This window comes from Ruminococcus sp. AF17-1AC, assembly GCF_003461385.1.
In the GTDB taxonomy this organism is placed as follows: domain Bacteria; phylum Bacillota; class Clostridia; order Oscillospirales; family Ruminococcaceae; genus Hominimerdicola; species Hominimerdicola aceti.
The window spans coordinates 147,105-173,522 of the sequence record NZ_QTWZ01000003.1 but is presented as its reverse complement, the minus strand read 5'-3'; the positions used below and the strand labels follow the sequence as shown (position 1 = coordinate 173,522).

The following is a 26,418-nucleotide window of genomic DNA, read 5'->3' as shown; positions in this document are numbered from 1 at the left end:
GATGTATGACTGAAATGTGCTGTTTTTCATCAATTACATATTCTTTTATGGGTAGGTCTTTAAGTATAATTGCGTCCTGCCTTGATTTTTTGCACTCTAACAATCTAATTATGCACTGACTAAAACTGCAACGCCATTGTTGCAGTTTTTTATTTGTAATTTTTTGTTTTACTTGGAGGTATAAATTTATGAAAAAAGTTGCGGTAATAATGGGTTCTGACAGCGATTTTCCTGTTGTCAGCAAGGCTGTTGCTGAACTTAAAACTTACGGTGTTCCTTACGAATGTCACGTTATGTCTGCTCACAGAACGCCTGCGCTTGCAAGCGATTTTGCTGACAAGGCTAAGGAAAACGGCTTCGGAGTTATAATCTGCGCTGCCGGAATGGCGGCTCATCTTGCGGGAGTTATTGCAGGTCACACAACGCTTCCTGTTATCGGCATCCCTTGCAAGGGTGCTAACTTCGACGGCATGGACGCTCTGCTTGCTACCGTTCAGATGCCTAGCGGTATCCCTGTTGCCACTGTCGCAGTTGACGGCGCTAAGAACGCTGCTATACTTGCTATTCAGATGCTGGCTCTTTCTGACGAGGGTCTGGCTGAGAAGCTTGAAAAGGCTAAGCAGGATATGATAGACGGCGTTGTGGCTAAGGACAAGGCTTTACAGGACAAGCTTGCTGCGCTTTGATTTTTGATACAGACATATAGCTCGGCTGTATGTTATATTTGATATATCGGGGAAGTTCTGCTGTCGGCGGGCGAACGATGTTCCCCCTACATATTAAAACGGCAGTGGATATGTTTCGGTGTATCATATAAATAATGTAAATAATTTTATGGAGGAATAAATCTATGGAAAACATTGTAAAGACAGAACAGCTCTATGAGGGCAAGGCTAAGAAAGTATTCGCTACTAACGACCCTGATCTTGTTATCGTTGATTACAAGGACGACGCTACTGCTTTCAACGGCGAGAAGAAAGGCACTATCGTTGGCAAGGGTGCTATCAATAACAAAATGACAAACTATATGTTCAAGCTTCTTGAAAAAGAGGGTATCCCTACTCATCTTGTTGAGGAGATCTCTGACAGAGAGACTATTGTTAAGAAGGTCGAGATCGTTCCGCTGGAAGTTATCGTAAGAAACGTTGCAGCAGGAAGCTTCTCAAAGAAGCTCGGTATCGAAGAGGGCACAAAGCTCAAGCAGCCTACACTTGAGTTCAGCTACAAGTGCGACGAGCTTGGCGACCCATTCATCAACAAGTATTATGCTCTTGGTCTTGGTCTTGCTACTGAGGAAGAGATCGAGGATATCACAAAGTATGCTTTCAAGGTAAATGAGTTCATGCTTGGCTTCTTCAAGAACATCGGCATTGACCTTATCGACTTCAAGATCGAGTTCGGCAGATTCCACGGAAAGATACTTCTTGCTGACGAGATCTCACCTGATACTTGCCGTTTCTGGGATTCTAAGACACACGAGAAGCTCGACAAGGACAGATTCAGAAGAGACATGGGCGGCGTTGAAGAGGCTTACCATGAGATGATAAAGAGAGTAATGGGAGAATAATATCTATGGGCGGTTTTTTCGGAGCTGTTTCAGCTAATGACTGTATTCAGGACGTTTTCTTCGGGACCGACTATCATTCACACTTAGGCACAAGGCGGGGCGGAATGACTTCATTCTCCCCTGAGCTTGGCTTTCAGAGAAATATTCACAGCATTGAAAACTCACCATTTCGTACTAAATTTGAAAAAGACGTTGACAAAATGAGAGGAAACATCTGTATCGGCTGCATAAGCGACACAGATCCTCAGCCGATAATGGTACGCTCGAAGTTAGGACTTTACGCAGTGTGCTCTATCGGTGTAATACAAAATGCCGCTAAACTGGCTGACGAACTGCTTGAAAAGGGCTGCGCAAACTTTGAGACAATGAGCAGCGGCGCTATCAATTCCGCAGGGCTTATCGGTGCGCTGATTGCACAGAAGGACAGCTTTGTTGACGGCATAAGATACGCACAGGACAAGATAGAAGGCACGATGTCACTTGCAATAATGACAGACAAGTCGATGATCGTTGCCAGAGATAAGGACGGACGGCTTCCTATTATAATAGGACAGCGTTCTGACGGATATTGCTTTTCTTTTGAATCATTTGCATATCAGAAGCTTGGATACTCCACCTGTCACGAGTTAAAGGCGGGAGAGATAACTGAGATAACCAAGGACGGCTACAATATTCTCAGCGAGGGTACAGACAAGAAAAAGATCTGCACTTTCCTTTGGACTTATTACGGCTACCCTACCGCTTGCTATGAGGGCGTGAACGTTGAACTTATGCGAACACGCAACGGCGAGATAATGGCGGAGAACGATATGAAAAACGGCAGGCTTCCTGACGTTGATTTCGTTTGCGGAATACCTGATTCGGGCGTTCCTCACGCTATAGGATATGCAAACAAAAGCGGCATACCTTTTGCAAGACCGTTCATCAAGTACACTCCTACATGGCCAAGAAGCTTTATGCCAACAAGCCAGTCTATGAGAAACAGAGTTGCAAAGATGAAGCTTATACCTGTTCACGAACTTATCGAGGGCAAGAAGCTTCTGTTCGTTGACGACAGTATCGTAAGAGGAACTCAAATGAGGGAAACTGTTGAGTTTCTTTATGAGAACGGTGCAAAGGAAGTCCACATGAGATCAGCCTGTCCTCCTATCATGTATGGCTGCAAGTATCTTAACTTTTCACGCAGCACCTCGGAGCTTGAGCTTATCGCCAGACAGATCATTGATGAGAACGAGGGTATCGAGGGAGTTAAATACATTGAAGAATACAGCGATTCAAGCACGGAGAGAGGAAAATTTCTCAGGGACGAGATATGCAGGAGACTTAAGCTTACCTCTGTTGAATTCCAGTCGCTTGAAGGCACTGTAAAGGCTGTGGGACTGCCAAGCTGTGAGCTTTGCACCTACTGCTGGAACGGAAGGGAATGATTTAATTGGTAACAGGTATCCATGAAGAATGCGGCGTTTTCGGCATTTATACTAACAAGACAAGCGATGTTGCGGCTCAGACTTATGTATCTCTTTACGCATTACAGCACAGAGGTCAGGAAAGCTGCGGTATCGTTGTAAACGACGACGGCGTGTTCAGCTATCACAAGGACGTGGGTCTTGTCAATCAGGTTTTTGACAAGGAAACTCTCGAACGGCTCGGCAAGGGCAACATTGCTATAGGTCATGTGAGATATTCGACTACAGGCAACTGCAATGCTTCAAACGCTCAGCCGCTTGTTGTTCGTCACATAAAGGGTCCTATGGCTATCGCTCACAACGGAAATCTTACTAACGCAAGAGAACTTAGAGAGCAATATGAAAACAAGGGCATGATATTCCACAGCACAAATGATACTGAGGTCATATCATACGCTATAACCGAGGAACGTCTTAGAGCACCGTCTATACAGGCAGCTCTTGAAAAGGCTATGTACAGGATAAAGGGTGCGTATTCGCTGCTCGTTATGTCGCCGACAAAGCTTATTGCGGCGAGAGATCCTGACGGCTTCAGACCCCTTTGCCTCGGAAAGATAGACGACGGCTATGTGGTAGCGTCGGAGACCTGTGCTTTTGACAGCATCGGCGCTGAATACATAAGAGATCTTAAACCAGGTGAAATGATAGTTATTGACAAAAACGGTGTGAACTCTATCACGACTCACTGTGGTAAAAAGGGTACTATATGCGTATTTGAATATGTATATTTTGCCAGACCTGACTCTGTTATCGAGGGGTCGAGCGTTCACATGGCAAGGCTCAGGGCAGGAAAATATCTTTGGAGAGAACACCCTGTTGACGCTGATATCGTCATAGGCGTGCCTGACTCGGGACTTGACGCTGCGCTGGGATTTTCTCAGGAAAGCGGTATACCATACGGCATTGGATTTATCAAGAACAGATACATAGGCAGGACTTTCATTCAGCCTAGCCAGACAGAGAGGACGAACTCCGTCAAGATAAAGCTCAACGCTATTTCAAGCACTGTTAAGGGCAAGAGAGTCGTTATGATAGACGACAGTATCGTCAGAGGAACGACGTCGGGACGTATCGTCAAGCTGCTGAGGGACGCAGGTGCAAAGGAAGTTCACGTTCGTATCTCCTCCCCTGCATTCATTGCACCATGCTATTTCGGAACGGATATAGACAGCAAGGAAAATCTTATCGCCTGCAAGATGACCAATGAAGAAATATGCGAATATATCGGTGCAGACAGCTTGGGCTATCTCAGTGTTGAAAGCGTTAAAAAGCTTGCGGGAAATTCAAAGTGTGATTTCTGCGTAGGCTGCTTTACAGAGAAATACCCTATCGAAGTTCCTAAGGATATGCCTAAGGACAAATTTGAATCGAAGATATCGGAAAAGAAGTAAATAACTGAAAGGATATTTTATCATGAATACAAACAGTTTTTCAAACAGCTACAAGGAAGCAGGCGTTGACGTAACGGCAGGCTACAAGGCAGTGGAGCTTATGAAGCAGCACGTTGCAAGGACCATGACAAGCGGTGTTCTCAGCGGCATCGGCGGCTTCGGCGGTCTGTTTGAGCTTGACATGACAGGTATCACAAAGCCTGTTCTCGTTTCAGGCACAGACGGCGTTGGCACAAAGCTCAAGATAGCTTTTCTTATGGACAAGCATGACACGGTTGGTATCGACTGCGTGGCAATGTGCGTAAACGACATTATCTGCTGCGGTGCAAAGCCACAGTTCTTCCTTGACTACATCGCTGTTGGCAAGAACTATCCTGAGAAGATAGCTCAGATAGTTTCTGGTGTTGCAGAGGGCTGTGTACAGTCAGGCTGTGCGCTTATCGGTGGTGAAACGGCTGAGATGCCCGGTTTCTACCCTGTTGACGAATATGACCTTGCAGGCTTCTCTGTTGGCGTTGTTGACAAGGACAAGATACTTGACCCAAGCACTCAGAATGCCGGAGATGTTATGATAGCTATAAAGTCAAGCGGTGTTCACTCAAACGGCTTCTCACTGGTAAGAAAGGTATTCAGCGTTGACGAAAAGACTCTTTCTGTTCACTATGACGAGCTTGGCAAGACACTTGGCGAGACACTTCTCACACCTACAAAGATATATGTAAAGGCTGTTATGAGCCTGCTTGATTCTGTTAAGGTAAAGGCTATATCTCACATCACAGGCGGCGGATTCTATGAGAACATACCACGTTCACTTCCAAGCGGTCTTTCTGTTAAGATAGCAAGAAGTGACGTTCAGGTGCTTCCTATTTTCGACGTTATCGCAAAGACAGGAAACATTCCTGAGAGAGATATGTTCAACACATTCAACATGGGCGTTGGTATGACTGTTGTTGTTGACAAGGCTGACGCTGACAAGGCTATCGAAGCTATCAAGGCAGCAGGCGAAGAAGCTTACGTTCTGGGCGAGCTTGTTGACTCTGACATGGGCGTTATCATCTGCTAAGGGTAAAGAGATATGAAGAAGATATGCGTTCTTGTTTCGGGTGGCGGAACAAACCTACAGGCGCTTATTGACGCTGAAAAAAGCGGCATTATAAAAAACGGCAGGATAACCTGCGTTATATCCTCGAAGGAGGGTGCTTACGCTCTGGAGAGGGCGAAAAATGCAGGTATCGGCACTGTCGTTATTCCGAGGAAGGAATATGCTGACAGCAAGAGTTACAGCGAAGCTATTCTGGCGGAGCTTAACAGACAAGGTGCTGACCTTGTGGTGCTGGCAGGATTTATGATAATTCTTGACGAATGCGTTACAAAGGCTTATCCTTACAGGATAATAAACGTTCACCCTGCACTGATACCGTCATTCTGCGGCGAGGGCTTTTACGGACTTAAAGTTCATGAAAAGGCTCTTGAATACGGTGTAAAGGTATCGGGTGCGACTATACATTTTGTAAACGAAAAGGCTGACGCCGGAGCTATTATTTTGCAGGGCACTGTGGACGTAGCCAATGACGAGACGCCTGAAAGCTTACAGAAGAAGATAATGGAAAACGTTGAATGGAAGCTTTTGCCGAAGGCGGTTTCGCTGTTCTGCGAGGACAGGATAAGCATTAAGGACGGCAAGGCTTACGTTGACCTTAAAGACTGAGAAAAATTATGGAGGACAAGATATGAAGACCCTTAATATTTATGACGAGCTTAAAAGCAACTCATATCCGGGCAGAGGAATAGTTATAGGCAAGTCTGCTGACGGAAAGAGTGCGGTAACGGCTTATTTTATCATGGGCAGAAGTGTTAATTCAAGAAACAGAGTTTTCACTGAAACTGAGGACGGAATAAAGACAGAAGCTGCTGACCCTAGCAAGCTTTCTGACCCACACCTTATTATATACTCCCCTGTTCGTGTGCTTGGAAACAAGACTATCGTTACAAACGGCGATCAGACGGACACTATTTACGAGCTTATGGACAAGCAGCAGACTTTTGAGCAGTCACTGAGGACGAGAGAGTATGAGGACGACGCTCCAAACTACACTCCTCGTATTTCAGGTATCATGCACGTTGAGAACGGCGCATATAATTATGCTATGAGCATACTCAAGTCCGCTGACGGCAACCCTGACTGCTGCGAGAGATTTACTTACACATACACCAACCCTCTTGACGGCGTGGGTCATTTTATCCACACTTACATGGGTGACGGCAATCCTCTGCCAAGCTTTGAGGGCGAGCCTAAGAAGGTGGAGATACCTAACGATATCGAGGAGTTCACCGGCAAGCTTTGGGAAGCACTCAACAAGGACAACAAGGTATCGCTGTTTGTAAGATACATTGATATCGCAAGCGGAAAGGCTGTTTCTAAGATTGTTAATAAGTACAGCAAGTAAGCAAAGGATCATAGACAGGGAGTTTGAAAAATGGAGTTAGTTGCTCTAAGATGTCCCAAATGCAACGGTGAGCTTGAGGTCCACGAGGGACAAAAGCGGACGTTTTGCAAATACTGCGGCTCACAGATACTTCTTGATGACGGCAACAGGATAATCAACGTTATCGACGAGGCAAGGCTCAGAGAAATAAAGCTCAACAAAGAGGTCTCAGACTTTGACAGAAAGCTCCAAAACGAAGAGGACAGGGACAGATACAAGTCTGCATCACAAAGACAGGGTTGGATAATTCTTTCCATTGTTTTGCACGTTGTTTTTACACTGCTGTTCAGCGGTGCTGTTATGTATCAGTCGGTATTCGCCATAATTGCGGCAATATGCATTTGGATAGGCTTTCCGATACTTTTGGCGGTGGTCAAGCCGAGAAACGCAGGAGGGCTGAGCAGAATAAAGACTGCGGTACTGTTTTACATAACGTTCACGGTGATTTTCTTCGCTGTGGGTAAAATTTACTTGAAGTATTTGAAATAGTCGGGGGGGAAGTAATTTGGAGCTTATCGCACTTAAATGCAAACACTGCGGCGGCGAGATAACCATTGAGGAGGATAAAAAGATCGTCTACTGCCCTTACTGCGGCACTCAGAACTACATTGATGACGGCACGAGAACTGTCAAGATAGTTGACGAGGCAAAGCTTGAAGAGGTAAGGCTGAGGCAGGAGGAGTTCCTTAAAAGAAAAGCCTCGGAGGAGGCACTCAACAGCGTAAGGGACAGAAAGCTAAAGCAGCGGAGGATATGGCGTATATTTATGTCGGTCGCCCACGCTGAACTTGTGATACCTGTTTTTATGCTTATGAAAAATCAAGACGAAACGCCAAGCATAAACCTTATTCTCTTTACACTGGGATATATGCTCATTGTACCGATAATACTGGGCGTTACAAGACCTACTATTCCGTCAAAAAAGTGGGACGTAAAAGAGAAAGGCAAAGGCAGGCTGATACTGCTTTTCTATATGTCATTTATTGCGGTGCTTATTGTGGCGGTAATGGCAGGAGTGGCATTATTTGCAATGGACTGACGTAAAGGGACTATTCATAAAAAATAACGGAGGTAAAAATTATGGCAAATGAAATGCTTTTGAAATACGGCTGCAACCCTAATCAAAAGCCGTCAAGAGTGTTCATGGAGGAGGGCAAGGATCTTCCTATCGAGGTGCTCAACGGCAAGCCGGGTTACATCAATCTGCTTGACGCATTCAACGGCTGGCAGTTGGTAAGAGAGCTTAAAAAGGCAACAGGTATGTGTGCGGCAACTTCTTTCAAGCACGTTTCACCTGCGGGCGCTGCTATCGGCAAGCCTTTGAGCGAGGTCGAAAAGAAAATATATTTTGTTGACGATCTGGGCGAGCTTACTCCACTTGCAAGCGCTTATGCGAGAGCAAGAGGTGCTGACAGAATGTCATCATACGGCGATTTTATCGCACTTTCTGACGAGTGTGACGCTTGCACTGCAAAGATGATCCAGAGAGAGGTTTCTGACGGTATCATTGCACCCGGCTACACTGACGAGGCTCTTGAGATACTCAAGTCAAAGAGAAAGGGTACATACAACATCATCAAGATAGATGAGAACTATGTTCCTGCACCTATTGAGAGAAAGCAGGTTTTCGGCGTAACTTTTGAACAGGGTCGAAACGAGCTGAAAATAGACAACGATATGCTCACAAATATCGTGACAGACAATAAGGAGATACCTGAGGACAAGAAAACTGATCTTGTTATCTCACTTATCACACTTAAATACACACAGTCTAACAGCGTTTGCTATGTAAAGGACGGTCAGGCTATCGGTATCGGTGCAGGTCAGCAGTCAAGAATACACTGCACAAGACTTGCAGGAAACAAGGCTGACATATGGTGGCTCAGACAGCACCCAAAGGTTCTGGGACTTCAGTTTGTGGACAACATCAGACGTCCTGACAGAGATAACGCTATCGACGTTTACATTTCTGACGAGCATGATGATGTACTGGCTGAGGGCGTATGGCAGAACACATTCAAGGTAAAGCCTGAGGTGCTCACTGAGGCTGAGAAGAAGGAGTGGCTTGCAAAGAACACAGACGTTTGCCTTGGTTCTGACGCTTTCTTCCCATTCGGCGACAACATCGAGAGAGCTAAAAAGAGCGGCGTGGCTTACATTGCCGAGCCGGGCGGATCTATCAGGGACGATCATGTTATCATGACTTGCAACAAGTACAACATGGCAATGGCATTCACCGGAATAAGATTATTCCATCACTAATTTTTGTGCATTAATGCAAAACAATAAAGGTCAAGAAGAAAAGGAGAAATTTATTATGAAAAAGTTACTTGCATCACTCATGGCACTGTCAATGGTATTTGCAGTTACAGGCTGCTCAGAGTCAAGCGATTCAAGCAGTGAGTCAAAGGTTGAGGCTAAAACAACTACTACAACTACAGCCGCACCTGCTGTCGAGTCTAAGGCTGACACAACAACTACAACTGCTGCACCTGAGGAGTCAGCTGCTGACACAACAACTTCTGCTGACGACACAACAAGCACTGGCGACGAGGCTAAAGGCACATATGAGAATGACGTTTACACAAGCGATCTGTATACTTTCAAGATCGACTCAAAGAAGTGGGCAATGCAGGAGTCTGCTGGTGTTGACGTAATGTTCACATACGCTGACGCAGGCGATGATGCTGAGCTTGAGTCTGCTTCTATCAACGTTATCTCAATGTCAAACGATCTGCTCAATGGTCTTACAGCAAGTGATTATGCTGACCAGATCAAGCAAACATATAATTCCATGGACGGCTACACTGTTACAAACGACAAGGAAGATAAGTTTGCAGGCAAGGACGCTTACATTGTTGACGTAACAGGCGAGATCGGCTCACAGAAGGTACTGCTCAATCAGATAATCACTTCTGACAACGGCAACCTTGTTGTTATCACATATGGTGCAAGCGAGAACGCTTACAGCAAGCTTTCTGACGAGTTCAAGACAGTTCTTGACAGCTTTGAGCTTAAGTAATAATATACGAAGTAAATAAATGACGATACCGCACAGCATAGGTGTGCGGTATTGTTATAATTGGAAAAACACACTGAGGAGGTCTGAAAATGGACATATTAGTTGTTGGCGGAGGCGGACGTGAACACGCTATCGTTATGAAGCTTGCGGAGTCCCCTAAGGTAGGAAAGCTTTACTGCACACCCGGAAACGGTGGCATTTCACGCTATGCAGAATGTTTTGATGTTGCGGCAACGGATATCGAGGGCGTTGTGGCTCTGGCAAAGAAGCTTAAAGTAGACATGGTGGCTGTTGCACCTGACGATCCGCTTGTACTTGGAATGGTAGACGCTTTGCAGGCTGAGGGCTTCAAGACCTTTGGTCCTAAGAAAAATGCGGCTATAATCGAGGGTTCAAAGGTCTTTTCTAAGGATCTTATGAAGAAATACAATATTCCTACAGCCAAATACGAGGTGTTCACAAACAGTGAGGACGCTATAAAATATGTCAAGGAACAGAACACATACCCTGCTGTCATAAAGGCTGACGGACTTGCACTTGGCAAGGGCGTTATTCTGGCGGAGAGTGAGAAAGAGGCTGTGGAGGCTATACACTCAATGATAGATGACAAGCAGTTCGGTGAGAGCAGCTCCACTATCGTTGTGGAGGAATATCTCACAGGTCCTGAGGTTTCTGTGCTTTCATTCACTGACGGCAAGACTGTTGTTCCTATGATCTCTTCAATGGATCACAAGAGAGCGTTGAACGGCGACAAGGGTCTGAACACAGGCGGAATGGGTACTGTTGCACCTAACCCTTACTACACTGAGGACATTGCCAAAGAGTGCATGGAGAAGATCTTCCTGCCGACTATCAATGCAATGAACGCTGAGGGCAGGACTTTTGAGGGCTGTTTGTATTTCGGACTTATGCTCACCCCTAATGGTCCAAAGGTAATTGAATACAACTGCCGTTTTGGCGACCCTGAAACGCAGGTCGTTCTTCCTATGCTGGAGGGTGATCTTTGCGAGATATTCGAGGCTATTTATGAACACAGGCTGGCTGATGTCAAGATCGGCTGGAAGTCAGGTTACTGCACTTGTGTTGTTATGGCGAGCGGAGGATATCCTGTTAAGTACAAAAAGGGTATCGAGATGTTCGGTATGGACGACAAGGGTCAGGTAGACGGAGCGTTTATTTATCACGCAGGCACTAAGTATGAGGACGGCAAATTCTACACAAACGGCGGTCGTGTTCTGGGTGTTACCTGCAATGCTTACACGCTTCAGGGCGCACTTGACAAGTCTTACGAGGCTGTTTCCAAGATAAAGTTCGAGGGAGAGCATTTCAGAAAAGACATTGGTCAGAAAGCACTGAAAGCACTTCCTAAAGATTCTCTTGATCTTGAATACAAGCAGGACATGGAGGACTACATCGAAGAAAACGGCGTTTATCTAAGACAGTAGGATATATAAAACGGGCGGAGAGATTCCGTCCGTTTTTTTGTACAGATAATACGTTTATAAATACAAAGACCCCCTCGGACATTTCTGTCCAAGGGGGTCTTTGCTATGTGTGGGAAGTAAAAATTACTCGTCTGCTTTTTCAATAGCCGCAGTTTCGTAAATATACTTAACTGAGCTTTCAACGCCATCGGCTGCGCCTGAGAATGTTGTTGAATCCTCGGCTGCTGTCTTGAGAGCGTCAAGTCTGTCGATAAGTCCCTTGAGGTCGTTGTTGTAGATGTCAAGGAGCTTGCCGATGCCCTCGTCTTTATACTTAGCCATGCCGTCTTTAAGGGTCTTTGCACCGCTTTCAAGCTTCTTAACACCTGATGAAAGCTGTGAGCTGCCGTCTTTGAGCTGACCGATACCGCTGAACAGCTCTGCACTGCCGCTTGAAAGTGTTGTTGTACCCTGTGCAAGCTCTACAAGTGATGTATAGAGTGTTGCGGTACCGTCTTTTAGCTGCTTGCTGCCGTTGTCAAGCTGACCAAGACCACTGTCAAGAGTTTTTGCACCGTTTGAAAGCTTTGATACGCCTGAGTTCAGGCTGTCAACACCCTTATCAAGCTTGCTTGCGCCTGCCTGTGCTGAGCTTACTCCTGCGGAGAGGTTCTTTGTGCCTGCGGAGAGTGTAGCTGCACCATTGTTAAGCTCCTTGCTGGACTTAGCAAGTGTGCCGATACCTGTTTTAAGTGCAGAAGCGCCCTCGTTTACTGTTTTAAGTCCTGTATTCAAATTATCAACGCCTGCGACAAGACCTTTCTTCTTATCGTTAAGACCATTGTATATCTGAGTTACACCGTCAACAAGCTGTTTGCCCTCGGTAGCCATTGTGCCGACACCTGTTGAAACATCGCCAAGGCCGCTCTGTGCGCCCTGCTGATACTGGATAGAGCCATTTACGGCTGCTATCATATTGCTTATGCTCGTATACTCTGCTGAGCCTTCTTCGTAATTGCCTAGAAGCTGCTCCAATCCTGCGAGTACCTGCTGGTCGTATGCGATAGACTGTGTAAGTGCGTTATCTACCTTTGTTATGCCATTTGAAAGAAGTTCAACGCTTGCAGGGAGTGTCTGCACCTTTTCATAGAGTGTGGAAACGCCTGCATTAAGTGTTGCAACGCCTTTTTTCAGTGCAGTTGAACCGTCATAGGTCTGCTTTGTGCCTGCGGCAAGATTTTTAGAGCCTGCCTGGAGGTCGCCTACGCCTGTAACAAGCTTATTTGTGCCTGCGGCAAGGCTTGCAGCACCGTTATTTACCTGCTGTGCGCCTGAGGATACCTGTGAAAGTCCGCTTGAAAGTGATGATGAGCCGTTCTTCAAGGTTGACATACCGCTGTTTACCTGATCGAAACCACCGAGGAGGGCTGTTGAACCACTATGAGCTGTGGAGATACCTCTCATAAGCTCACCTGTTGAAGAATCAAGGGTCTTTGCTCCGTCACGAAGCTTTGTTGCACCGCTGTTAAGTGTCTTTGCACCATCGTCAAGTGACTTAGAGCCTGAATAAAGCTTGTCGATACCTGTGATAAGTGTTCCTGAGGAATCGGACAGCTTCTTGATGCCTGCGTAAAGCTCTGCTGTGCCGTCTACAAGCTCGTCTGTAGCATCAGAAAGCTCATCAAGCTTATCCTGAAGATCGTCAGCATCACCGATATCGCTAAGGTCAAGCTTTGAGAAGATGTCAGATGTTGCGACTGTGAGAGAGGTCGTTGACTCGAAGTCCTTTACGTCTGCTGTGAACTCAACGTACTCCGGTATCTCAATATCTTCGTTATCCTGAAGATCAAGGCTCTTTGTAAGGCCAGGCATTGCAACGCCTATAAGTATCTGTCTGCTTCCGTCTGAAATGAGCTTGCCATTTGTTACTTCAACGTTTGAATAAACGTTAGTATCAAGGATAGCTGTTGTTGCCATAAGGTATGGAACATAGATATCTGTTTTCTTGCCGTTTATCTTGACAGTTTTCTTATCGTTGTTCGTATAGTCATATCTTACTGTAAGCTTACCGCTCTTGCCTGCGAGGTCCTCAGGCTTTATCTCCTTGCCGTCAAGGGTATATGTTACCTTTACATCAACTGGGAGTGCCTTATCGGTATAGCCCTTATAGTAGATATCTCCGCCCTCGGTATCCCATGTGAGCTTATCACCATTGGCTGTGAAGCCCTCGTCTGTTTTAACATTCTCGATATTTGTCAGGTCGGAAACGTCCTCCAGCTTCTTTACGCCCTGTGGGTTTTTCAGCCAGTTGGAAACGACTGTTTTTGTCTTGTTGCCGGAAGCGTCAGTGATAACATAAACTGTTTCTTCCTTAGCCTGCTTTTCTGTATCGCTGTCAGACTTATCAGCTTTCTTTGTATCTTTTGTATCTTTTTTATCTGATTCGCTCTTTGTTGTTGAGGCAGTGCTGTCGGCAGCGGAAGAGCTGTCTGACTGAGCTGCTGCATAAAGACCTGTGCAGCCTGCGGAAAGAAGTACGGCAAGTATGCCTGCAAGAACTCTTGAATACTTTTTCATAACTATATCTCCTTTACGAATTAGTTTATTTCAGGAAGCTTATAAAGCTTATTTTCTTTTTTCTTCATGCCCATTGTTGTATTGATTATTACCTTATCGAACAGCATAAGCATTGAAGGAAGTATACAGATAACAGTTATCATACTGATTATTGCACCTCTTGACATGAGCGTACAAAGCTGTGAGATCATATCTACGCTTGAATATACGCCAACACCGAATGTTGAAGCGAAGAAGCCAAGTGCGCTGACCATGATAGACTTCATTGAAGTGGTGAGTGCGATAGTGACAGCTTCATGCTTATCTTTGCCTGCGTTACGCTCGGTCTTATATCTTGTTGTCATAAGGATAGCGTAGTCAACTGTTGCACCAAGCTGGATAGTACCGATTACTACCGACGCTATGAACGGTATGGTGGTATTCGTAAAGCACGGAACACCCATGTTTACTGTGATAGCAAATTCGATAACGGCTACCAGAATGATAGGCAGTGAAACTGAACGCAGTGCAATAAGAATGATGATAAAGATAGCGGCGATAGAAACTATATTTACTACCTTGAAGTCATGATCTGTTATGTCGATAAGGTCTTTTGTTGCCGCCGCCTCACCGATAAGCATTCCGTCCTTATCGTAGGATTTAAGTATCTTGCTAAGCTCATCTATCTGGGCATTCTCTTCATCAGAAGCTACCTTATATTCAGAGCCGACCAGCATGAGCTGCCATTTGTCGCTCTTGAGTATTTTTGTTACTGACTCAGGAACTATCTCACGAGGGATAGACGGACCGATAAGAGTATCCAGTGACATTGAGAAGCTTACACCATCAACCTTGCCCATTTCGTCGAGCATAGAGTTTACTTCCTTTGGCTTCATATCAGCGTCAACCAGGAGCATATGGGTCGTTGCCATGTTGTATTCCTCATCTAGCTTTGTGTTTGCGATAACACTGTTGAGATCCTTTGGAAGAGTATCTGTCAGGTTATAGTAGACATTGGTGTTTATCTGACCATACACGGCAGGGATAAGTACAACTATAAAGAGTACGATAAATGCTGCATGGTGCTTGATAATGAACTTTGAAGGCTTTTCAAGGCTTGGAACAAGGTCTTTGTGCATTGTTTTTTCAAGTGCCTTGTCGAATACAAGTATCATCGAAGGCAGAACAGTTATGCAGCAGATAACGCCGATAACAACGCCCTTTGCCATTACGATACCCATGTCCATGCCAAGCTCGTAGCTCATGAAGCAAAGTGCAAGGAAGCCTGCAACTGTTGTTATAGAGCTTGAAACAACCGAGGTGATAGTTTTGCCGATGGCGACTGCCATAGCCTCTTTGTTGTCACCGGGGTGCTTTTCTTTCTCCTCTTTGTAGCTGTGCCACAGGAAGATCGAGTAGTCTATCGTTACCGCAAGCTGTAGTACAGCCGCCAGAGCCTCGGTGATGAACGATATTTCGCCTTGTATGAAGTTCGTTCCCATGTTATAGATTATCGCCATGCCCACGCTGAGCATAAAGAACAGTGGGATAAGGAACGAATCCATTGTAAGTGCAAGTATGATACTTGTAAGGATAACTGCGATAACGACGTACATCGGAGCTTCCTGCATTGTCAGATCCTTGATATCCTCAACTACTGAGGACATACCGCTTACGAAACACTGCTCGCCTGCGATGCTTCTTATCTCCTTGACAGCTTCAAGTGAGCCGTCAGCGGAGGTCGCTTCGTCAAAAAAGACAGCCATCATTGTGGAGTTATCTGTATTGAAGAAATCGTAAATATCATCAGGAAGAACTTCCTTTGGAAGTGAAACGTCTGCCAAGGTGTCATACCAGAGAACATCGCAAACGTGGTCTACCTTTTCGATCTTCTCCTTGACCTTTTCAACGTCCTTATCGTCCATGCCGTCAAGCATTACCAGCGAAAAGCCACCCTTGCCGAACTCGTCAAGCATTATATCCTGACCTTTCATGGTTTCAATGTCTGACGGGAGGTATGAAAGAATATCATAGTTTATTCTTGTGCTGACAAATCCGAATATTGACGGTATCAGCAGCAGAACGCTGACTATGAGTATCGGTACTCGGAGCTTTACAACTCCTCTGCCAAATTTCTGCATCAAATGTCATTCCCTTCACATAGTTTTTGACCTTTCGGTCTTTTAACAATTCATAGTATACATCAAAAATGACCAACAGTCAATAGCAAAATGACCATTAGTCATTCTTTTTGTAGAGTTGCACAAAATGACCAACGGTCATAACTGACTATTGGTCATTTTGCTCAGTTGACTTTGAGACGGTTTTGTATTATAATAGATTTAGGGTCAACCACAGTAAACCTGTGTATATGTGGCATACAAATTGTATATTATAATAAGGAAGGACGTGTTAAAATGGGCAAGCTTGATACCAATAAAAAGGTAAAGGAGGACTCTCTGCTTAACACGGCTTTTAGTCTTTTTACCACCAAGGGAGTGAGCAAGACCTCTATTTCAGACATTGTGAACAACGCTGGTGTGGCGAAAGGGACGTTTTATCTTTATTTCAAGGACAAATATGACATAAGAAACAAGCTTGTTTCTCACAAGTCGTCACAGCTTTTCAGAAACGCTATCGAGGCATTAAATGCGAGCGGCAAGAAGCTCACCTTTAACGAACGAATTATTTTTATTGTTGACAACATCATCAACCAGCTAAACGAGAACAAGTCGCTTTTGACTTTTATTGCAAAGAATCTTAGCTGGGGCGTTTTCAAGCACGCTCTTACGTCGCCTATAAAGGACGATGACATCGACTTCCGCAACATTTATGACGCTATGCTTGCTGACGCTCCATATAATATTGTTCAGCCTGAGGTCATGATATTCATGATAGTTGAGCTTGTAAGCTCAACCTGCTACTCGTCCATACTTTACAACGAGCCTGTGGACATTGGCGAGCTTAAGCCTTATCTTTACATATGTATAAACAACATTATCGACACTCATGCAGGCACTGTAAAAGCATAATAAAAGACACGTTTACAAGATCGTAAGCGTGTCTTTTTTGTGTACAAAAAAACGGACGGAAGATATCCGTCCGTTTGGTGCTTTTATTACTTTGCCTTAACAGCATCTCTTGCCTTTGCAACGATATTGTCTGCGCAGAGGCCATATTCTTTAAGAAGATCAACTGCCGGGCCTGAATGACCGAACTCGTCATTAACGCCGATCTTAACAAGCTTTGCAGGGTGTCTTGCTGCAAGAACGTCAGCAACGGCTGAGCCAAGTCCGCCGATAACGCTATGCTCTTCTACTGTGAGAAGAAGTCCTGTGTTCTTTGCGGCTTCAACGATGATATCCTCGTCGATTGGCTTGATAGTGTGGATATTGATAACTGTTGCTTCGATACCCTCGGCTGCCAGTGTTTTTGCAGCCTCGATAGCTTCATAAACCATAAGGCCTGTTGCAACGATAGCTATATCCTTGCCGTCACGGAGCTTAACGCCCTTGCCAAGCTCAAACTTATATGTTTCAGGGTCGTTGAAAACAGGTGTGGCAAGTCTGCCGAAACGGAGATAAACCGGACCTTCATGGAGGATAGCGGCTTCAACGGCAGCCTTTGCTTCAACGTCGTCGGCAGGGTTTATTACCACCATGCCAGGGATAGTTCTCATAAGAGCGATATCCTCGTTGCACTGATGTGTTGCACCGTCTTCGCCTACAGAGATACCTGCGTGTGTTGCACCTATCTTCACGTTGAGGTGAGGATAACCGATAGAGTTTCTTACCTGCTCAAATGCTCTGCCTGCGGCGAACATTGCAAATGTAGAAGCAAATGGTATCTTGCCTGTTGCAGCCATACCTGCTGCAACGCCCATCATATTTGATTCAGCGATACCGCAGTCAAAAAATCTGTCAGGGAATTTCTTCTTGAATATACCTGTTTTTGTTGCAGCAGCAAGGTCTGCGTCAAAAACATAGAGGTTCTCGTACTTATCGCCAAGCTCTGCAAGAGCCTCGCCGTAGCTTTCTCTTGTAGCTTTCTTCTTCAATTCTGCCATTGCTTAACCCTCCAGACTTTTAAGCTGTTCGTTTATTTCTGCCACAGCCTGCTCATACTGCTCCTTGTTAGGTGCTGAACCATGCCATGAAACGTTGTTTTCCATAAATGAAACGCCCTTGCCCTTGATACTCTTCATTACGATAACGCAAGGCTGACCGCATACTGTTTCTGCCTCGTTGAATGCTTTTTCAAGTGAGTCAAAATCGTGGGCGTCGGCTGTGATAACGTGCCAGCCAAATGCTGCAAACTTGTCAACGATAGGATATGGCGACATTACGTCCTCTATCTTTCCGTCGATCTGAAGACCGTTATTATCCACAACAGCAACGAGGTTATCAAGCTTATAATGAGCGGCAAACATTGCAGCCTCCCATACCTGACCCTCTTCGATCTCACCATCGCCAAGGATAGTATACACCTTATAGGTATCGCTTGTGAGCTTTCCTGACAGCGCCATACCGCAGGCTACAGAAATGCCCTGTCCAAGGGATCCAGAGGACATATCTACGCCAGGGATAGAGATACAAGGGTGACCCTGAAGCATTGCACCGATATGTCTGAGGGACTTCAGCTCCTCCTTTGGAAAAAAGCCTTTTTCTGCAAGAGTTGCATAGAGTGCAGGTGCTGTGTGACCCTTTGAAAGCACGAGTCTATCTCTCTCAGGCTCTTCCGGCTTATCAGGATATACGTTCATCTTGGCAAAATAAAGATAAGTGAGCAGATCTGCTATAGAAAGCGATCCGCCCGGATGACCCGACTTTGCGTTGAATACTCCCTCGAGTATTCCAAGACGAACCTTGCAGGCTGTGATCTCAAGCTGTTTCTTTAATGTTTCGTCCATACTTTTGACCTCCAAAAAAATATTATTTCTTCAGTTTTTCAAAAATTTCATCTATGACTGCGGCAATAAAATCCTCCTCGCAGGACTGCTCAAAGACCTTATCCGCAACCTTTTTGACCTCCTCTGCCGCATTTGACGGGCAATATGCCACGTCAGCCGCTTGAAGAAGTTCAATATCATTATTATAGTCGCCTGCTGCCACGAAAGTAAAATCCTCCATGCCACAAGCTTTTCTTAGCTCCTCAAGAGCCGTACCTTTTGATATATTCTGTGGAAGTATCTCGTAATACTCGATACTTGAACGCACAAAATCTACACCTTTGTAGCCTTTTTTTGCCACATAGTTTATAAGCTCGTCCATACGCTCAGGCTCAACTGCAAAAAGCACCTTATACCAGTTCTTGTCAGGTATCTCGTCAACGGCACACTGAACGGGAATGAGCTTACAGATCTCGTTATGGCGCTTTTCCATAGGGGTCATGCTTGGCACATAGACCTCGTTGACAGTAAGCACTTCACAGCCAACATAAGGATTATCGGCAAGTATCTCCTTGACGATATCCGCCGCAAAGCTTGGCAGAAAGACGTTATATATCTGCTCTTTTGTGTGGATATCGTAGACCATTCCGCCGTTTGACATTATGATAGGACAATTCACATTCACCATGTCAAAATACTGTCTAGCCGCCTGAATGGCTCTGCCTGTAGCGATAGAGAATCTGCCACCAGCCTCTTCAAAACGCTTGACAGCGGCGAGAGTTTTCGGGGTAGGTATCTTGCTTGCGGGAAGAAAAGTTCCGTCCATATCCGTTATAAGCAGGACTTTTGATATATCTTCAAACATAAAATCACTTCCGTGGGTCAATTCCCTGCTCTGAGTTTTTTCAGCACCGCCTGAAAATAATCGGGCAATTCGCTGTCAAACTCCATATATTCCTTGGTCGCAGGGTGTATAAAACCAATTTTCTTTGCGTGGAGGCACTGCCCCTCGATTCCCTTTACAGCTTTGCCGTAAACATCGTCGCCGTAGACAGGGTGACCGATATAGGCGGAATGTACTCTTATCTGGTGGGTTCGGCCTGTTTCAAGGCGGAATTTCACCAGCGAATACTGACCTAACTCCTCCAGCACCTCATAATTGGTAACTGCGTGCTTGGAGTTTTGCTCTGTCACGCACATTTTCTTTCTGTCATATTTGCTTCTGCCGATAGGTGCGTCAACCGTACCGGTAGGAGTCTTTAGGCGGCCGCCTGTGAGTACAGCTTCATACTCTCTTGTAAAGCTATGCTCTTTTATCTGAGCCGCAAGAAAGTTATGTGCGCTGTCGGTCTTGGCAACGATCAGCAGACCGCTTGTATTTTTGTCTATCCTATGGACTATCCCGGGGCGAATGACGCCGTTTATTGAAGAGAGCCTGCCCTGACAATGATAAAGCAATGCGTTCACCAAAGTGCCATCGGGATTGCCTGCGGCAGGATGCACCACCATGCCTTTAGGTTTATTCACCACAAGCAGCTCGCTGTCCTCATAGACTATTTCCACGGGGATATCCTGTGGCTTGACGTCAAGCTCCACAGGGTCGGGAATAATTATCTCAACGCTGTCACCGTTATGCAGCTTATAATTTTTCGATACTTTTTTTCCGCCAACTGTGACGCCACCGTCCTCGATAAGCTTCTGCACAGCGGAACGTGTAAGACCTGTATCCTGCGCTGACAAAAATCTGTCGATACGCTCGCCTGTTTGCTCGGCAGTGGCAATGAAATCAAGCTTTGTCATTTTCGTCTTTGACCTTTATATCGTCACGGATCGGCTTTTTCTTTTCGTCCAAAAAGCAGAAGCAGATAACGAACAAAATTCCGCCGATAACGATACAGATATCCGCAAAGTTGAAGATAGGGAAATTGATAGGCTCGAACTTGATGTAGTCCACCACTTCTTTTACCCTTATTCTGTCAATAAGGTTGCCGATACCGCCTGCAAGCACCATAGCCAACGACACAAGCTCCAGCTTTGAGCCTTTGCGTATCTTATACATATAGATCACCGCCACGATCAGTACGACAACAGGCAGACCGATAAGAAACCAAGTCTTCCCTGACATCATGCTCCATGCTGCTCCTGAGTTCCTTATATGTGTCAGGCTGAACACCTTAAAGCTGCCAAACTTTATGACCTCCACAGGCTGACCATTCAACGGCAGGTTATTTGTCACAGCAAGCTTTATGAGCTGGTCGGCGGCAACGAGAACTGCCATGATAACAAGCGAAATTACAAACATCTATTCCCTACTCCATTTATGAACAGTAAGGCTCTGCGGAAAACAGAGCCTTTGAATTAATTATTTTTACCAAATTTAAGCTCAGCAGGAGCTGTCTTTGGTATAACAGGGTCGAAAGAACCAGTGTTAAGTATCTTCTCAACGTGCTCGCTATCAGTAACAGGTGCAGATTCAGCCTCAACAGTTTCCTCCGGCTCGGCTGTTTCCTCTGCCTGCTCCTCTGCAGCTTCCTGTGTTTCCTCGACTGTTTCTTCTTCCTCATACTCCTCTGCTGTATCCTCGGCAGGCTCGGACGCAGGAATTTCCATAATAAGTCTTATCTGCTTATTATAAAGCTGAGTAAGGTCAGCCTTGAACTGAGTTACCTCAGCCTTGAGGTTCTCAAACTTAGCAAGCTCCTCGTCATAAGCGGCTCTTACTTCATTTATCTTCTTTTCTGTTATCTCGGTATTAGTTCTGATAAGCTCAGCGCACTTTTCCTTATGCTCCTTAACTATTCTCTCACACTCAGAGGCACTCTGCTCTGCGAGTCTTACTTGCTCTGTTTTGGCAGACTCGATCATATCGTGAGCCTGAGTTTTGGCCTCAGTAAGTATCTTATTCGACTCTTTCTGAGCCACGACAAGAGCCTGCTGGATAGCTTCCTCGTCCTCTCTGTACTCGTTTATCTTCTCAACGAGCTTGATTATCTTTGCTTCGGTATCCTGATTTGCCTTTACGACTTCGGCATAATCCTCGGCTACCTGCTCAAGAAATTCTTTTACGTCTTCTTTTGAATAGCCGTTTTTCTCGGTATCAAAAGTTTTTCCTTTAATATTATTTGGATTTAACATACTAGGACCTCCGTGATCTTTACACAAATTTATTTAAAGTTATATGTATTCTGTCTTTTTTAGTTGTGCCGTCAACTGAAAGGAGCTTGAATTTTCCGCATCCTCTCACTGAAAATGTACAGCCCTCTTCAAGAAGTATTTTCGGTGAATTTTTCGGCATATGGTCTATTTCGATGCCCACGTTTTTTATAAGCTGTGCTGACTTTTCTCGTGATATCCTTGCGGCAAGACTTAAGATACAATCTGCACGCATGGAAGCCACAGTACCGCTTATTTCCTGAATTTTCTGCTCAATATGTATACTGCCGTCATAGCCTTCCTGGAGCTTTACTCCTGCTCTGCCGACTTTCGTCAGAGCACTTGTCACCTCGCCTGCAACAGATGAACGCAGGAACACCGCTGACTTTCCATCTCCCACAAGAATGTCGCCAACGCTGTCTCTTGTTATTCTTAATCCCATAAGCGAGCCTAGGATATCTCTGTGAGTTATTTTATCCTCTTTGCGATACAGCAGGGTAATTGCGGTGATAGGAAAATCCTCACTTTCCGCCTCGCCATACTCAGGATAGACGCACAGCATACGCCTTGCGGCGTTTTCATATCCGCCCCAAAGCCTATAATTCTCATATTTCACAGACGCCATGAGTTTTTCACACAGCAGACACTGCCTCTCATCGAGAAACGCAGAAAACTTTGTTATATACTTTTCATCAGCCGCCATTATCCAATCGGACACTCTGTCTAACAGACGGATATCGTCCTCAGACAGGTCGGGCAAAAACTGATATTTAGCACGAGCCATTTTTAGAAGCTGTAGCCGTTATTTTCAAGCTCGCTCATAAGGTCAACTCCTGAGAAGCCAACGTTTCTAGGCATGATTGCGAAAGTTTTCTGAGCCATCATCTTGATGTCTGCACCATTTGCATACGCAACGCCTGAGATAAAGTCAAGTATTCTCTTTGCGTCCTCGCTCTTGACAGTTTCCAGGTTGAGAAGAACTGTCTTTCCCTCATTTATATCGCCGCCGATAGACTTGACCTCTGAAAAATCGTTTGGTCTTGCAAGAACTATCTGCAAAGTCGTAGTTTGCTCCATTCTTACCGGACGTGCGTTATTGCCATATGCACCTGTGTTCTTTGGTGCTTCGTTGTATTCTGTTTTATTCTCATACATCGGCTGCTGATACATTGCGTCCTCCTGCTCAAGTTCATCTTCGCCTACAAAGAGATTTTTTAATTTCTGCATTGCACCCATTTTCAATCCTCCAAATATTTTCTAGCTCCGAAAAGCTTTGTTCCGATCCTCACCAAATTCGAGCCATGCTTTATGGCAAGCTCATAGTCCCCAGACATTCCCATTGAGAGAATATCCATAGACACGTTCGGTATATCCTTTTCCTTTACACTAAGAAAGATACCGTGCATTTTTTCAAAAACGTCCTCCCCTGAGCCAACAGGAGGGATAGCCATAAGACCCTTAACAGAAACGTTAGGCAGCTGCGCGGTCTGTCTTACAAGCTCCTCCGCCATTTCAGCGGAAACACCGCTTTTAGTAGCCTCGTCGCCTATATTTATTTCCACAAGGACGTTCATAGTTTTATTATTCTTCACTGCAAGCCTGCTTATCTCATGAGCAAGCTTCAGGTTATCGACAGACTGTATCAGAGTAACGTCATTGATTATATATTTCACCTTATTGGTCTGCAAATGTCCGATAAACTGCACTTCTGCACTTTTATCGTAAGCTTCCTTCTTGGAAAGAAACTCCTGCACCCTGTTTTCGCCCAGCAGCTTAAAGCCCTGAGCCACGGCGAAATTCACCTTTTCAGGCGGCACTGTCTTTGTGACAGCCATTATCCTGACTTCTTCGTCAGGCTTACGCCATTTTGCTTTGGCGTTCTCTACATTATAACATATTTCCTTACAGTTTTCAAGAACCTCCGGAAAATAATTATCCTGAGGTGACAGCGTTGCTGTCTGATCTACTTTGCTGCACATCTTCATCTGATACCACCTCTAACAAAATTTGATCGTAAAGCAGCAGATAATCCTCGTTTGAGGTATTTTCAGAGAGCACATAATCATCGCCCTCGTAAATAACATTGATCTTCTTAAAGGTAACGTCCTTGCCGAGTATCACATAAACGCCCTTCTGATCGCCCTGAAAACGTATCGCACTTCTTGGAACTTTAAGGCCCTGATACTCGTCGAAGATAAGCTCCGCAGACTGCACTCTTGACTCAACAAGGGCTTCGTCAAGTCTGTCGCATGAAAGCACAACGACCACCTTGTTCTCATCGTCCTCACAAGGCTTAACAGACTCCACCTTAACGTCATAGATGTTTTTTGTGGTACTGAGCGTCATTCTGAGCCATGCGCCCTCTGTTATCCTTTTATCGTTTTCCATGATCCCTGCTATCCTGCATGAATAGTCGGAAAACATTTTGCCAATGGCGTTCGGTGCGTCCTTACTAGGCTGGTCGATGACCTTTTGGATATCCTTGTCAGTGAGCTGGGAAGCGTTCTCCATAGTAAGCTCGCTCTCATAGCCGTCTGCATAGGAAACAAAATAGCCTGTTTCGTCAGCAGTGATCGTTTTTCCTGAGCCTGAGGTCTGTTTCTCCAGCTCCTTGACTTTTGCCTGAAGCTGGCTTATCCTTTCGTCATAGCTCTGCTCGGTCTTTGTGACGATATTATAAATATTCATCACAAGGGACATATCCTCTCTTGTTTTTGCAAACTCAGAGAAATTATCCTGAGAAGAATATGAGAGAAGCTCCTTATATTCCTTATCTATCTTGCTTTTGAGCGTTTCAGGCTGAACATAATTCGTTGTACCCGGATTTTGTGCTCTTTCAAGGGCGGCTATCTCGCTTTCAAGTATCTTTATCTTGTTTTTCGCTGTAACAGCGTCCTCAGAAGAATAAACTGACGCTATGGTATTGCCAACAGATATTTTACTGCCGTCGGAATAGGTATAATCCAAAACTCCGCCGCCGTCATAGGTGACAACCTTTTCATCTCTGATTACAACGCCCTTAAAAGCAATATCCTCATTGATAGTAACAAGCACAGCTTCCTCGGTGTCATGACGCTCTGTAAGTGCACTGTATATCTGACTGCCGATAGTTGTGATTATCAGCACAGAAAGCAGACCGGTAAGTATTTTAACGGTCAGAGAATTCATTTTTTACTGCCCGCCCTCTTAAATATCTGAATTGCCTGCGGCGTCAAGAACGTTGATATATCTTGACGGAACGATAGTTGAGATAGCATGCTTATAAACTATGTTCTGCTTGCCCTCGCAATCGAGAACTACAACATAGCTGTCAAAGCCCTTTACAACGCCTTTGAACTGGTAGCCGTTCATAAGGATAAAAGTAGACGCTATCTTGTCTTTTCTGATCTGGTTGAGTATAACGTCCTGAAGATTAAGATTCTTATTCATAAATAACACTCCTAAAAATTTTTACAGCATTGTATTGCTTTTTTTACTATAAAATCTTTCAAATTATATTATATCACATAATTTCCGATTTGGCTATAATAATTTTGATATTTTCTATATTTTTTTGAAAACTATCAAATTTATCTGTTTCAACCCACTTAATTCCGTCAACTCGTCTAAACCAAGTAAGCTGTCTTTTGGCATAATGACGGCTTTCCTGTTTGATTTTGTCGAGACATTCACAAAGCTCAGCTTTGCCTTCAAAATACGGCACGAGCTCCTTATAGCCTATCGCCTGATAAGCCGTAGCAGGGGTAAAGCTGTCATAAAAAACTCTGCACTCCTCTATAAGCCCGTTTTCCACCATTACATCAACACGGCGGTTTATACGGTCATAGAGATACTGTCTGTCGGAAGCTGTAAGACCGATAATGCAGGCGTTATATGGCGACTTCTCACGGCGGCTGTTCACCTTATGCTGTGAAAGCGGTATACCTGTAGTTTCAAAGACTTCAAGTCCTCGTATGACCCTTGGCAGGTTGTTTTCATGGACTTTTTCCGCAGTTTCGGGATCGACCTCTCTGAGCCTTTTCCACAAAACGTGACCGCCCAGCGTCTTGGCTTCCTCCTCAAGACGTTTTCTGACTGAGCCGTCCGTTTCGGTATCGTCAAAGATTACGTTGTTCACAAGTGAGCTTATATAAAGACCTGTTCCCCCGCAGAGAATAGGAACTTTGCCACGGCTGTGTATCTCTCTGATACGCTCACCTGCGAGCTTCACATAATCTGCCACGGAAAAAGCCTGCTCAGGCTCGAGAAAATCTACAAGATAATGTGGCACGCCCTGCATTTCCTCTTTGGTAGGCTTTGCAGTGGCGATGCTCAGACCCTTATATATCTGCATAGAGTCTGCGGAAACTATCTCACCGTCATATATCTTTGCAAGCTCCACTGCGCAGGCGGTCTTTCCGCTGGCGGTAGGCCCTGCAATGACAAGGAGAGGTATTTTATTTTCCATAGCTTTCGCCTCCTGCAT

Annotated in this window: 27 protein-coding genes; 13 read left to right on the top strand and 14 right to left on the bottom strand. The window is 45.1% G+C overall.

Translation table 11 applies throughout. The features are described from left to right. The first annotated feature begins 188 nt into the window (after positions 1-188). From purE to purD, 12 genes are all read left to right on the top strand, one after another. The gene (gene purE / locus DWW81_RS03625; protein ID WP_117896652.1) at positions 189-686 is read left to right on the top strand and encodes a 5-(carboxyamino)imidazole ribonucleotide mutase; all 498 of its coding nucleotides are present in this window, start codon (positions 189-191) and stop codon (positions 684-686) included. 164 nt (positions 687-850) lie between these two features. Then, on the top strand, positions 851-1,567 hold the full coding sequence (purC, locus tag DWW81_RS03620; RefSeq protein ID WP_022287346.1) for a phosphoribosylaminoimidazolesuccinocarboxamide synthase: 717 nt from the start codon (positions 851-853) through the stop codon (positions 1,565-1,567). A 5-nt stretch (positions 1,568-1,572) separates the two neighbouring features. Next, the gene (locus DWW81_RS03615; protein ID WP_117876442.1) at positions 1,573-2,994 is read left to right on the top strand and encodes an amidophosphoribosyltransferase; all 1,422 of its coding nucleotides are present in this window, start codon (positions 1,573-1,575) and stop codon (positions 2,992-2,994) included. A gap of 5 nt (positions 2,995-2,999) precedes the next feature. After that, entirely contained in the window at positions 3,000-4,424 is a 1,425-nt protein-coding gene (purF, locus tag DWW81_RS03610; protein ID WP_022287348.1) for an amidophosphoribosyltransferase, read from the top strand. A 22-nt stretch (positions 4,425-4,446) separates the two neighbouring features. Further along, positions 4,447-5,487, top strand: coding sequence for a phosphoribosylformylglycinamidine cyclo-ligase (purM, locus tag DWW81_RS03605; protein WP_117876441.1), 1,041 nt, complete (start codon positions 4,447-4,449; stop codon positions 5,485-5,487). A 12-nt stretch (positions 5,488-5,499) separates the two neighbouring features. Beyond that, entirely contained in the window at positions 5,500-6,132 is a 633-nt protein-coding gene (gene purN / locus DWW81_RS03600; protein ID WP_117876440.1) for a phosphoribosylglycinamide formyltransferase, read from the top strand. Positions 6,133-6,154: 22 nt separating this feature from the next. Next, positions 6,155-6,871, top strand: coding sequence for an IMP cyclohydrolase (locus tag DWW81_RS03595; RefSeq protein WP_117896653.1), 717 nt, complete (start codon positions 6,155-6,157; stop codon positions 6,869-6,871). A 30-nt stretch (positions 6,872-6,901) separates the two neighbouring features. Then, entirely contained in the window at positions 6,902-7,399 is a 498-nt protein-coding gene (locus DWW81_RS03590) for a hypothetical protein (RefSeq protein ID WP_117896654.1), read from the top strand. Positions 7,400-7,415: 16 nt separating this feature from the next. Next, positions 7,416-7,949 (top strand): hypothetical protein, encoded by a 534-nt coding sequence (locus tag DWW81_RS03585; protein WP_117876437.1) that lies wholly within the window; start codon positions 7,416-7,418, stop codon positions 7,947-7,949. A 41-nt stretch (positions 7,950-7,990) separates the two neighbouring features. After that, on the top strand, positions 7,991-9,172 hold the full coding sequence (locus DWW81_RS03580; protein WP_117896655.1) for a phosphoribosylaminoimidazolecarboxamide formyltransferase: 1,182 nt from the start codon (positions 7,991-7,993) through the stop codon (positions 9,170-9,172). A 55-nt stretch (positions 9,173-9,227) separates the two neighbouring features. Further along, positions 9,228-9,932: a PsbP-related protein gene (locus DWW81_RS03575; protein ID WP_181982655.1), complete on the top strand. Its 705-nt coding sequence runs from the start codon at positions 9,228-9,230 to the stop codon at positions 9,930-9,932. An 89-nt stretch (positions 9,933-10,021) separates the two neighbouring features. Next, positions 10,022-11,377 carry a phosphoribosylamine--glycine ligase gene (gene purD, locus DWW81_RS03570; RefSeq protein WP_117896657.1) on the top strand — a complete coding sequence of 452 codons (1,356 nt, stop codon included), beginning with the start codon at positions 10,022-10,024 and terminating at the stop codon, positions 11,375-11,377. A 123-nt stretch (positions 11,378-11,500) separates the two neighbouring features. Here purD and DWW81_RS03565 read toward each other — a convergent pair whose 3' ends face one another. Continuing rightward, the gene (locus tag DWW81_RS03565; protein ID WP_117896658.1) at positions 11,501-13,933 is read right to left on the bottom strand and encodes a hypothetical protein; all 2,433 of its coding nucleotides are present in this window, start codon (positions 13,931-13,933) and stop codon (positions 11,501-11,503) included. Between the two features lie 20 nt (positions 13,934-13,953). After that, positions 13,954-16,053: an MMPL family transporter gene (locus DWW81_RS03560; protein ID WP_117876433.1), complete on the bottom strand. Its 2,100-nt coding sequence runs from the start codon at positions 16,051-16,053 to the stop codon at positions 13,954-13,956. Between the two features lie 276 nt (positions 16,054-16,329). On the opposite strand from DWW81_RS03560, the gene DWW81_RS03555 reads away from it, so the two are divergent. Next, positions 16,330-16,944, top strand: a complete 615-nt coding sequence (locus DWW81_RS03555) for a TetR/AcrR family transcriptional regulator (protein WP_117856574.1) — start codon at positions 16,330-16,332, stop codon at positions 16,942-16,944. 86 nt (positions 16,945-17,030) lie between these two features. On the opposite strand, the gene DWW81_RS03550 is transcribed toward DWW81_RS03555, so the two are convergent. The 12 genes from DWW81_RS03550 to miaA all read right to left on the bottom strand — a co-directional run bounded on the left by DWW81_RS03550 (position 17,031) and on the right by miaA (position 26,400). After that, entirely contained in the window at positions 17,031-17,978 is a 948-nt protein-coding gene (locus DWW81_RS03550) for a transketolase family protein (RefSeq protein ID WP_117896659.1), read from the bottom strand. 3 nt (positions 17,979-17,981) lie between these two features. Beyond that, entirely contained in the window at positions 17,982-18,821 is an 840-nt protein-coding gene (locus tag DWW81_RS03545; protein WP_022287361.1) for a transketolase, read from the bottom strand. A 22-nt stretch (positions 18,822-18,843) separates the two neighbouring features. After that, positions 18,844-19,665 (bottom strand): Cof-type HAD-IIB family hydrolase, encoded by an 822-nt coding sequence (locus DWW81_RS03540; protein ID WP_041337186.1) that lies wholly within the window; start codon positions 19,663-19,665, stop codon positions 18,844-18,846. Positions 19,666-19,682: 17 nt separating this feature from the next. Then, entirely contained in the window at positions 19,683-20,600 is a 918-nt protein-coding gene (locus DWW81_RS03535) for an RluA family pseudouridine synthase (RefSeq protein ID WP_117896660.1), read from the bottom strand. Then, a complete protein-coding gene (gene lspA / locus DWW81_RS03530; RefSeq protein ID WP_046440859.1) occupies positions 20,587-21,102 on the bottom strand; it encodes a signal peptidase II in 516 nt (171 codons plus the stop codon). Before lspA ends, DWW81_RS03535 begins: the two co-directional genes overlap by 14 nt. Before the next feature lie 56 nt (positions 21,103-21,158). After that, complete coding sequence (locus DWW81_RS03525; protein ID WP_117896661.1) at positions 21,159-21,935, bottom strand: DivIVA domain-containing protein; 777 nt, start codon at positions 21,933-21,935, stop codon at positions 21,159-21,161. Positions 21,936-21,954: 19 nt separating this feature from the next. Beyond that, positions 21,955-22,737, bottom strand: a complete 783-nt coding sequence (locus DWW81_RS03520; protein WP_117896662.1) for a YlmH/Sll1252 family protein — start codon at positions 22,735-22,737, stop codon at positions 21,955-21,957. Positions 22,738-22,739: 2 nt separating this feature from the next. Further along, a complete protein-coding gene (locus tag DWW81_RS13515) occupies positions 22,740-23,189 on the bottom strand; it encodes a cell division protein SepF (protein WP_242989556.1) in 450 nt (149 codons plus the stop codon). Between the two features lie 2 nt (positions 23,190-23,191). After that, a complete protein-coding gene (locus DWW81_RS03510) occupies positions 23,192-23,938 on the bottom strand; it encodes a YggS family pyridoxal phosphate-dependent enzyme (protein ID WP_022287368.1) in 747 nt (248 codons plus the stop codon). Then, positions 23,886-25,121: an HlyD family efflux transporter periplasmic adaptor subunit gene (locus DWW81_RS03505; RefSeq protein WP_117896663.1), complete on the bottom strand. Its 1,236-nt coding sequence runs from the start codon at positions 25,119-25,121 to the stop codon at positions 23,886-23,888. The genes DWW81_RS03510 and DWW81_RS03505 overlap by 53 nt, the downstream gene beginning before the upstream one ends. An 18-nt stretch (positions 25,122-25,139) precedes the next feature. Further along, on the bottom strand, positions 25,140-25,382 hold the full coding sequence (gene hfq, locus DWW81_RS03500; protein WP_022287370.1) for an RNA chaperone Hfq: 243 nt from the start codon (positions 25,380-25,382) through the stop codon (positions 25,140-25,142). A gap of 73 nt (positions 25,383-25,455) precedes the next feature. Then, a complete protein-coding gene (gene miaA, locus DWW81_RS03495; RefSeq protein WP_117896664.1) occupies positions 25,456-26,400 on the bottom strand; it encodes a tRNA (adenosine(37)-N6)-dimethylallyltransferase MiaA in 945 nt (314 codons plus the stop codon). Positions 26,401-26,418 lie beyond the last annotated feature (18 nt).

Coding starts and splice junctions, on each gene's coding strand:
- DWW81_RS03505 (WP_117896663.1), bottom strand. CDS start 25,121: ATGAATTCTCTGACCGTTAAAATACTTACCGGTCTGCTTTCTGTGCTG.
- purD (WP_117896657.1), top strand. CDS start 10,022: ATGGACATATTAGTTGTTGGCGGAGGCGGACGTGAACACGCTATCGTT.
- DWW81_RS03590 (WP_117896654.1), top strand. CDS start 6,902: ATGGAGTTAGTTGCTCTAAGATGTCCCAAATGCAACGGTGAGCTTGAG.
- DWW81_RS03545 (WP_022287361.1), bottom strand. CDS start 18,821: ATGGACGAAACATTAAAGAAACAGCTTGAGATCACAGCCTGCAAGGTT.
- hfq (WP_022287370.1), bottom strand. CDS start 25,382: ATGAATAAGAATCTTAATCTTCAGGACGTTATACTCAACCAGATCAGA.
- DWW81_RS03550 (WP_117896659.1), bottom strand. CDS start 17,978: ATGGCAGAATTGAAGAAGAAAGCTACAAGAGAAAGCTACGGCGAGGCT.
- purE (WP_117896652.1), top strand. CDS start 189: ATGAAAAAAGTTGCGGTAATAATGGGTTCTGACAGCGATTTTCCTGTT.
- DWW81_RS03565 (WP_117896658.1), bottom strand. CDS start 13,933: ATGAAAAAGTATTCAAGAGTTCTTGCAGGCATACTTGCCGTACTTCTT.
- lspA (WP_046440859.1), bottom strand. CDS start 21,102: ATGTTTGTAATTTCGCTTGTTATCATGGCAGTTCTCGTTGCCGCCGAC.
- DWW81_RS03555 (WP_117856574.1), top strand. CDS start 16,330: ATGGGCAAGCTTGATACCAATAAAAAGGTAAAGGAGGACTCTCTGCTT.
- purC (WP_022287346.1), top strand. CDS start 851: ATGGAAAACATTGTAAAGACAGAACAGCTCTATGAGGGCAAGGCTAAG.
- DWW81_RS13515 (WP_242989556.1), bottom strand. CDS start 23,189: ATGGGTGCAATGCAGAAATTAAAAAATCTCTTTGTAGGCGAAGATGAA.
- purM (WP_117876441.1), top strand. CDS start 4,447: ATGAATACAAACAGTTTTTCAAACAGCTACAAGGAAGCAGGCGTTGAC.
- DWW81_RS03560 (WP_117876433.1), bottom strand. CDS start 16,053: ATGCAGAAATTTGGCAGAGGAGTTGTAAAGCTCCGAGTACCGATACTC.
- DWW81_RS03575 (WP_181982655.1), top strand. CDS start 9,228: ATGAAAAAGTTACTTGCATCACTCATGGCACTGTCAATGGTATTTGCA.
- purN (WP_117876440.1), top strand. CDS start 5,500: ATGAAGAAGATATGCGTTCTTGTTTCGGGTGGCGGAACAAACCTACAG.
- DWW81_RS03525 (WP_117896661.1), bottom strand. CDS start 21,935: ATGTTAAATCCAAATAATATTAAAGGAAAAACTTTTGATACCGAGAAA.
- DWW81_RS03535 (WP_117896660.1), bottom strand. CDS start 20,600: ATGACAAAGCTTGATTTCATTGCCACTGCCGAGCAAACAGGCGAGCGT.
- DWW81_RS03510 (WP_022287368.1), bottom strand. CDS start 23,938: ATGAAGATGTGCAGCAAAGTAGATCAGACAGCAACGCTGTCACCTCAG.
- DWW81_RS03615 (WP_117876442.1), top strand. CDS start 1,573: ATGGGCGGTTTTTTCGGAGCTGTTTCAGCTAATGACTGTATTCAGGAC.
- DWW81_RS03540 (WP_041337186.1), bottom strand. CDS start 19,665: ATGTTTGAAGATATATCAAAAGTCCTGCTTATAACGGATATGGACGGA.
- DWW81_RS03595 (WP_117896653.1), top strand. CDS start 6,155: ATGAAGACCCTTAATATTTATGACGAGCTTAAAAGCAACTCATATCCG.
- DWW81_RS03580 (WP_117896655.1), top strand. CDS start 7,991: ATGGCAAATGAAATGCTTTTGAAATACGGCTGCAACCCTAATCAAAAG.
- miaA (WP_117896664.1), bottom strand. CDS start 26,400: ATGGAAAATAAAATACCTCTCCTTGTCATTGCAGGGCCTACCGCCAGC.
- DWW81_RS03520 (WP_117896662.1), bottom strand. CDS start 22,737: ATGGCTCGTGCTAAATATCAGTTTTTGCCCGACCTGTCTGAGGACGAT.